Below are 5,164 nucleotides of genomic sequence, written 5' to 3'. Positions count from 1 at the left end.
TGCCGGCACTGGCAGCCTGATCATCCTCGGCCCTGCCGAGGATCGGTGTTCCTACACCACGCCGTGGGACACTACCGGTCGCCCCGCGCCCGCCCGAAGGTGGCCATGGCTGAGGTTGTCAAACTACACTCCGCAGCGAGGTTCGATGCTGCTCGTTGGGTCGCAGATTGGGAGGCTGTTGGAGGCCGCTGCTTTCTCGCCGCGGACATTCCAGGCGGTCCACTGCCTCGTGTGCTGCTGCTCGCCCCGATGGTGTCAGCGCATTCACCTGAATGGTTTCGAATGAAGGCCCTACAGGCTCAAACCGAAGATCGATGCAATGTCGATGCGGTGGCTGACTTCATTGGACGGCGCAAGACAACACGTGGTTGGTAGGAGGTCGAAGATGACTAGTAAGCAGGAAAAACAGCTTCGGCCGGGGCAGGTGCCAGCCGTGTTGCCAACGGCGAAAAGCGTCGATGCGGAAATGGCGGAAAGCTGCGCGAACGAGGTGCCGGGGTGGGATCAACTCAGCGAAGCTGAACGCGCGGACCTGATACGCCTTGCCCGATGGGTGAATGAACAGAACGTCTCGCCCTCCATGGCAGTGTACCAAGGCGAAGCCGGTGAAGTCATCGAGAGCAAAGGCAACAGCACATTGTTCTATCTTCGAATGGCCGAGATGATGGGCTCGCGGTCGCCGTCCCTTGTGAACCAGCGCATAAGCGAGCTAGCGGTCTATGCAGGGAAGGCGAACGCTCCCGACACTGGCAAAGCAATCTCCGCGATGCTGGCCTTTGTGAAAGGCGTTGATGCAAAGGATACGGCACAGTCGGCTCTCGCCGTGCAGATGGCGGCAACCCATGATGCGGCGATGTACGCCCTCGGGCAGATGCGTGGAACAGTCCACGTTGAGCAGGCGAAGATGTTCGGAACACTGGGGGCCAAGCTGCTGAATGCCTACACCCGGCAAGCCGAAGTCCTGACCAAGATGCAACGTGGCGGCGAACAGGTCGTGCGTCATGTCCATGTCGACAATCGCGGTGGCCAAGCGATCATCGCAGAAAACGTCCATACCGGTGGGCAGGGGGTTAATGCAAAAAATGGAGAACGACCCGATGAAGCGGGAGCAACCGATATCCTTGGCCTCTGCGCCCCGATGCCTGGCGCGCAACCGTTCGGGCAACCCGTGTCAGTGTCCAGCGGTGAAGGGCAAGAAGCGCTGCCGCATGCACGGCGGGGCCGCAGGATCAGGCGCGCCCAAGGGCAATAGGAACGCGCTCAAGCATGGGCGCTATACTCGGGAGGCTCGGGAAGCTGAACGCGCTCTCAGGGCTGTTCTAGCGCTTGTGTGATGGCAACGGCTGCGCGGATAACGCGCGCGTGTCTCTTAGATAGATAGGGGTCGTCGCGCGAAAGGTGGCGATGCTTGATCTTCCTCTACAGCCAAGTCATTTTTGGCGGGCTGACTTGGGGGGATAAATCGATGCTTGGATGCGCCGCCGATATTGGGATGATTGCTTTGGCTTTTTTGGCAGGCAGCAAAGGGTTCAGCTTGTGGTGGGCAATGATCGTGGCGTTTGTGGCGGGATCCTTGGCGCTCTCAAATGGCCCTGCTTATGATCTTGTGGTCCGTGCAAACGAGGAAGGCCGGCTGAAGGTGTTCCCGTCACTGCTGGCTGCGAACGTTCTCCCTCGTATGATCCTTTGCGGCGTCGTCTTCTATGTCACCCGTTATCTTGTCGGCGGAGGATAGTTGCTGCTCATATCAATTCCTCGCCCATCTCAGGCCATGGCTCCGGTCCCTCGGACAGATAGATTTCGAGCCTACCATCAGGCGTTACCACGAGCTTGACGCAGGCATAGCCGGAAGCCCTCGCGGCTTTTAGTAACCGGGTTACGTCGGCTTGGGAGAAGCGAGAGCGGGTGGTCATAGCTCGGCTTTCTCCGCCCTCAACCTCTCCCTAAGGCGCTCGGTAGGGTCGTCCTGGCTGTGCGATTCCAGCCGCGCAATTGCAGCATCTATAGCGTCTTTCCTCCAATGATTCTGGCCGCCCAGGACAAATGAACCGGGCATTCGTCCGGCTCGAACTTCGCGAAGAAACGCGTCCTCACTCATGTCGAGATATGCGGCGGCTGTTGCGCGTTTCATGGCAGCGGGCCAACCGTAGTCAGGTCGCTCCTTGCGCTTCCTGCGTGTCATTGCATCAGGGGGAGAGGATATGACCGCTTGATCCGCGCCGTGGTCACGTCACTGAGACTGCCCTCCAGCGCCTCTGCCAAGCCGCGATTGCCCAACTCAACGAGGACTTCGTTCCAGATGCGGATAGGAAGGTCCGCTAGCCGGTGCCGTGCTGCCAATGCCTGCAACATCATAAAGTCATATCCGGCGAGGTCTTCGTCTGTCAGTTCGGTGGCGTCGGTAAGGGCCATTGCGCTCTCCTGAGTCGGCACGGCCCGATAATTGACTTAACCCTGCCTGCGCGCAACACGCTGGAATATGGAAGATTTTGAGTCGCGCATCCCCTTTGATCCAGATGCTGCGCTGTTCGGCTTTGCCCTCATGATCGGCTTTGTCGCAGCAGCGATTTGGCTGAGGGTGTTAGCTGAAGATGACAAGCTTCGGCTCGGGGATCAATTCATGGTCGGGATTGCGGAGTACGCCGCGCTTCTAACGGGAGCGGTATTTCTGACAACTTTGCTTTTCTACTGGCTTGCCTTCGGAATGTGATGCCGCAGGCGGCGGTGAAGCGCTTGCTCCTGTCGGTCTACAGATTTGGGCGGGGGAACTTAAAGGCAGGTAGCTCGTAGACTGGGTGGCAGGGTCCTCCTAAACCTGCATCCCTGACAGTAGCTCTCGGGAAGCGCTCCGATCTGGACCGCCAGATCGGAGCCGTTTCAGCTACTTCACGGTCCCTTTGATTGCTGCTAGTGGCAGCGCGCGCGGCTCACCCCCACCCTCCCGGGCCGTGCGCCCTAGGCCTGCTGGGATCCCACTGATGGCCTAGGGCACCGGTTGCCGGATCGACCTGCCTCGTGACGTATGTGATGCTGTCGAGAAGTTATGGCGAGAGTGAATTGCAAGGTACGCGGACATGATCCCGCTGGTCGGCAGATCCTGTGGGACGGGCACTCCTATGTATCAACCTGTGGAAGATGCGGCGAGGCGATCAAGCGGATTGGGGAGCGTCGCTGGATCAAGGTCAACAATGGCATTTGAACCGCACGGGCGGTGTGGTGCCAGTTGCATGCCGCCCAGATCCACACCTGAGACGCGCAGTCCAACACGGCACCTACGCTGGCCCGCAACCATGCACATGCTGTCCCAAAATCACACAAATGCGGGTATGTCGTATTGATCCAATGCCTTGGCTGCGGTCCGCTCCTAGATAATGCCGTTGCCAAAGGAGGCGTGCGTGGGGATTCGCTGCTTGTTGGGATTTCACCGACCAACTGTGGACGCGGTGAAACAGGATTTGTCGGGATACCGTTCGGTGTGTCGGTTCTGCGGGCGAGATATCCGACGCCTCCGCGCCAAGAAGTGGGTCAGTATCAAGCGCCCGAAAAATGACGCACCTTGATCTGGGACACCCTTCGGCTTCCATCCGTTCCGGACTGAATTAACTAAAGTTAAATGCGTCCTCGGCAAATGCGCTGCAAAACGACTTTGGGCGCAACCGTATGATGCCAGATTTCAGGTGTATGCTTAATCTTCACGTTCCGGACCGGAAGACGATCCGTGTAGATGCGCGAGATTACGTGGCGTTGTGTGATCGATGTGGGCGGCCCGTCACGGAAAGAGGCGACGGTCGGTGGAGGCATAAGGGTAAGCAGACGAGGGCCTAGAAATCGCGGACCGTCTGCACTATGCTTAACTAAAGTTATAGCTCTGCGCTTATCTACCTGAGATAAGGCGATCACTTGGGCGGTCGGTCATGCTTCCAGCGCAAACGGCGTACGAACTTCAGCTTCGGCTGACTGAGTTAGCGGACATGCTGGAGCTGTGCCTTCGGGAGGCAGACAGTCTCAGATTGGCTATGGTAGGAATCCACCTGAGCAGCGCTATCGACGCAATAAAGCACGTGCAGGGTCAATTTGACCCTCCCGCTAATCGTTCGAAATGAGGATGCAGACGCGCTGTATAAGCTTCCGCCGCCGCGCGTTTGGCCAAATTCTCTCTGATCACGGCGGCGTGAGTCGGTTGTCGTGATGCCCTAGCCCTTGGATAATCCGGGGGCGAGGGCAGCTAATCGGAATACAATCGAGCCTGCAAGCATGCCGGTGCGCGCCTTAATAGGTGCGACGTCGAATCCACAGTGTGGGAGAAACTGCAATGCGTGTGCTTTTTGGCATATCCTGTGCCAGCAGACACTGCCATCAGGTCACTGCGACCCGAAGGGCACTTGTCGTGCTCTTTCCCTTGGCCCCGCATGTTTTTGACGGCGGGGCCACTTTTTATCGCGACCATTGAAAGTGACCCGGGTGGTGGACGCCATTTGGACGCAATAGTCGATCTGGCTACTTTATGCCCGAACAAGCATGGCTTCTGCCATTGCAGGCATCAGGGTTTCAATCGGCACAGGCACGCTGGCCGACACATAACCGGGATTTCGAGCGCGCCGCTGGCCGAACCGTTCAACCCACTGCCTGCCGCGCTGCCGCCACGCCCGCTGTAGAGGCGCTACAGGCAACAGGTAGCACTTTCGGCTAGGTGCGAACGCATATGCAATGAAATCACAGGCCAGTGGCTTTTGGACCCATCCAGGCGAACGGCGCGCCTCATCACTCCACTGCTCTAGCAGAATGTCGGGCCAGTCGTTGTTGCGGACTTTCTCGTCAACGGTGTAGGTTCTTCCGCAGGCCAAGGTCAGAACCCGGTCAATTCCTCCGCGTTGTGCCCACCCGTCATTTCTCACGCTAACGGCACTGACGAGGTTAGGGAATGCGCGGCGGTAGATATCCAGCCACCACGGAGCATCGGCATAGCTTTCGGACAAGGCGAGGCTGGCTGCAAAGTCATGGACCTTCGCCCCACATAGATTAGGCCCCGCTGCCGTCTGACAGCGAGGCCCGAACAGGTCCGGTTGAGTGGCTATCGCTTGCCCCATGTGCACAGCGACATCGCAGTTGAAGGGTCAGCGACATCGTAGATGACGTGTGGGGGGAAGCGGAGGCCGGGCGTAGC

General features: G+C 58.6%; 6 protein-coding genes. 4 read left to right on the top strand and 2 right to left on the bottom strand.

The window, feature by feature from the left end; translation table 11 throughout:
* Window positions 1-385 precede the first annotated feature (385 nt).
* From AC1Q5P_RS21650 to AC1Q5P_RS21640, 3 genes are all read left to right on the top strand, one after another.
* Complete coding sequence (locus tag AC1Q5P_RS21650; protein ID WP_492520001.1) at window positions 386-1,252, top strand: hypothetical protein; 867 nt, start codon at window positions 386-388, stop codon at window positions 1,250-1,252.
* Window positions 1,185-1,334, top strand: coding sequence for a hypothetical protein (locus AC1Q5P_RS21645; protein WP_492520000.1), 150 nt, complete (start codon window positions 1,185-1,187; stop codon window positions 1,332-1,334). The genes AC1Q5P_RS21650 and AC1Q5P_RS21645 overlap by 68 nt, the downstream gene beginning before the upstream one ends.
* 74 nt (window positions 1,335-1,408) lie before the next feature.
* Window positions 1,409-1,735, top strand: coding sequence for a hypothetical protein (locus AC1Q5P_RS21640; protein ID WP_492519999.1), 327 nt, complete (start codon window positions 1,409-1,411; stop codon window positions 1,733-1,735).
* A gap of 443 nt (window positions 1,736-2,178) precedes the next feature.
* Here the strand turns inward: AC1Q5P_RS21640 and AC1Q5P_RS21635 are convergent, their stop codons facing one another.
* Complete coding sequence (locus AC1Q5P_RS21635) at window positions 2,179-2,412, bottom strand: hypothetical protein (RefSeq protein ID WP_492519998.1); 234 nt, start codon at window positions 2,410-2,412, stop codon at window positions 2,179-2,181.
* Window positions 2,413-2,479: 67 nt separating this feature from the next.
* On the opposite strand from AC1Q5P_RS21635, the gene AC1Q5P_RS21630 reads away from it, so the two are divergent.
* Window positions 2,480-2,710, top strand: coding sequence for a hypothetical protein (locus AC1Q5P_RS21630; RefSeq protein WP_492519997.1), 231 nt, complete (start codon window positions 2,480-2,482; stop codon window positions 2,708-2,710).
* Window positions 2,711-4,502: 1,792 nt separating this feature from the next.
* On the opposite strand, the gene AC1Q5P_RS21625 is transcribed toward AC1Q5P_RS21630, so the two are convergent.
* Window positions 4,503-4,976, bottom strand: coding sequence for a hypothetical protein (locus AC1Q5P_RS21625; protein ID WP_492519996.1), 474 nt, complete (start codon window positions 4,974-4,976; stop codon window positions 4,503-4,505).
* Window positions 4,977-5,164: the final 188 nt, after the last annotated feature.

It is taken from the genome of Novosphingobium sp. GW835-FHT14H07, from assembly GCF_058793515.1.
This window is presented reverse-complemented; position numbering and strand designations above follow the sequence as displayed.